The sequence below is a fragment of the Moorena sp. SIO4E2 genome, assembly GCF_010671945.1.
GTDB lineage: Bacteria > Cyanobacteriota > Cyanobacteriia > Cyanobacteriales > Coleofasciculaceae > Moorena > Moorena producens.
The window spans coordinates 1-2,488 of record NZ_JAAHIE010000848.1 but is presented as its reverse complement, the minus strand read 5'-3'; the positions used below and the strand labels follow the sequence as shown (position 1 = coordinate 2,488).

The 2,488-nt window shown below is 37.6% G+C and carries 2 protein-coding genes; both read left to right on the top strand.

What is annotated here, in order from left to right:
* The first annotated feature begins 589 nt into the window (after nt 1-589).
* On the top strand, nt 590-1,555 hold the full coding sequence (locus tag F6K37_RS38045; protein WP_287256249.1) for a DNA adenine methylase: 966 nt from the start codon (nt 590-592) through the stop codon (nt 1,553-1,555).
* A 152-nt stretch (nt 1,556-1,707) separates the two neighbouring features.
* Entirely contained in the window at nt 1,708-2,466 is a 759-nt protein-coding gene (locus tag F6K37_RS38040; protein WP_287256246.1) for a DpnII family type II restriction endonuclease, read from the top strand.
* Nucleotides 2,467-2,488: the final 22 nt, after the last annotated feature.

Genomic DNA, 2,488 nt, shown 5'->3' with positions numbered 1-2,488 from the left:
CTACAGGGGATATCTGGCAATTTGGGCTTTTGCACCGAGAGCATAAACAAGTTACTCAAGACCTGAATCTTTACCGTGTTCCAGCTGATTTAGAAGAATTGTTCCGAATTTTGGTAGCTGTTCTTGGTGATAGCGGTGCGGGCAGGGAGTAGGGAAGAGGGAGTAGGGAGCGGTGCGACCCGTGGCGAATTTAATTCGCCTACGGAAAGCGCACCGAGGGAGTAGGGAGTAGGGGGAGAAAGATTTTTTATGGATATTGTAAGTATGGAAAATTATCCAGATTTGATATAAATTAAGAGATTTTTAAATATCAACAATAAATGATTTTAAATACTTACTTTTTTTGAAAAAATATTTACTATATACAAGTTATATGGTATGGTTCCTCAAATAATAATATTTGAGGGATATATAGCCTTGATTAATATATCATAAATCCAATGCTTATTTAGCATTAAATCAAAAAAAACCGGCATAGTTTGACTCCTGTTATATGTTCCCTGTTTACTTGTTATATTAATCCTATGTTTACATCTCAAATAAAAATGCTATACAATATTGATGGTATGCAATTTTACTAATTACAAACGTGGCTATTTTAACAGAATCTGAACCATTTACCCTAATACAGCACCCAATAAAAAAAGAAAGAGAATTAGCATCTCCTGTGCTAAAATGGGCAGGTGGCAAAACGCAGCTTCTGCCACAACTTCGAGAGAGATACTCACCAAAGCTACGCAAGGGAAGTCTGACGACTTATATCGAGCCCTTCGTGGGAGGAGGTGCAGTTTTTTTCGATATTGTCAACAGTTTCGATATCCAGAAAGCTTATCTATTCGATACCAATCCTGAGCTGATTATCCTTTATAAGGTTATCCAACAGGATGTTGAATCACTGATCAAAGAACTGTTAAAGCTTAGTAATACATACCTACCCCAAGATGATCAACGTCGGAAAGAATTATACTACGAATATCGTAACAAATATAACAGGTTTGATAAACATATAGATGCTAACGGTTACGATTCCGATTGGAGCAAGCGAGCTGCCATAACGGTTTTTCTGAATAAAACTTGCTTTAACGGTCTGTATCGGGTCAATAGCAAAGGAGAATTTAATGTGCCAGTGGGACGATACAAAAATCCTAAAATTCTGAATGCCAATAATCTGCGAGCTGTCTCCAAGCTATTCGAAATTGCTCAAATAGAACAAAGGGACTTTAGTCAAGTTCTGAAATATGCTGATCATAGCACCTTTATTTACTATGATCCTCCCTATCGTCCTATCAGCAAAACCTCCAATTTCAATTCCTATCATTCCCTAGACTTTGATGATAGTGAGCAGCGTCGTTTACGGGATGTGTTTGTGAAAACTGATCAGGCAGGAGCCCATCAAATGCTCAGCAATTCTGATCCAACTAACTATGTTGATGATTTGTTTTTCGATGACTTATATCAAGGGTTTAAGATCGAGCGAGTATCGGCATCCCGTAGAATAAACTCAAAAGGAAATAGCAGAGGAGAAATTAGGGAACTTCTGGTTACTAACTATTGAATTAACATTCAAAGCAATCTGAAAAAGGAGCATTGCAATCATGTAACTATAGGAGTAACTATAAGAAGGTAGAGGGGGGAGAGGGGGAATAATTTTACCATTGGTTATTTTATTCAAAAAGGACAAATGACATAGGACACAGGACAAATCCGATGAAATTTCATTCTGTATTTAGGGAAAATCTTGGCTGTAATGACTCTGACAGCGTATTCGAGTATGTGATGGCAACCCTGAAACCCTCTATTTTGAAATGGGATTATTTCGTAAATTGGAATAAGGTTGGGAAAAATGTTAGAGATATTGAGATTAGTCTCAATCTTTTGAACTATCTTGTGGGCAAGGATAATGTTGAAGAAGAAGCAAGAGTGTTATTCAGAGAACATCCAAAGCTAATCTCTATCATTCCAGCCTTGCTAGCTTGTCGTGAGCATAAGTTTCAGATTTTAACCGACTATCAATCAGGAAAATTTAACTATGATAATTTCAGTTTTAAAAAGAAAGAAAATTTAACAGAAGAAGATATTGATCAAGCTATTGTTTTTCTAAAGGAGTTAGGTTTCCTAGAGCAAATCACCTCAAGACGTATCAAGTCCCTAACAGATTACTTTATCGGTGTCGAGGTCGGTCTAGATACAAATGCTCGCAAAAACCGGGGCGGTAAAGCTATGGAAGACATCGTCGAGTACTTTGTCAATTCTATCTGTACTCGTCATGGCTTTAAGTACATCCCGCAGGCTAAGTCAGATGGCATCAGATCAGAATTTGGTAAACACCTTACCATCAAGAAAGCGTCTAAAACGATTGATTTTGCAATTAATACTCCTAATAAACTGGTTGTCTTGATGCAGTCGCTCATGGGGGAAACCCCCAAGACCGCGCTGCATCGCTTTAATCGAAACAAACTTTTATAGAGGTGGTGGCTCTAAACTAAAA

Excerpts from the sequence above, each read along its gene's own strand:
- F6K37_RS38040 (WP_287256246.1), top strand. The coding sequence starts at position 1,708 with ATGAAATTTCATTCTGTATTTAGGGAAAATCTTGGCTGTAATGACTCT.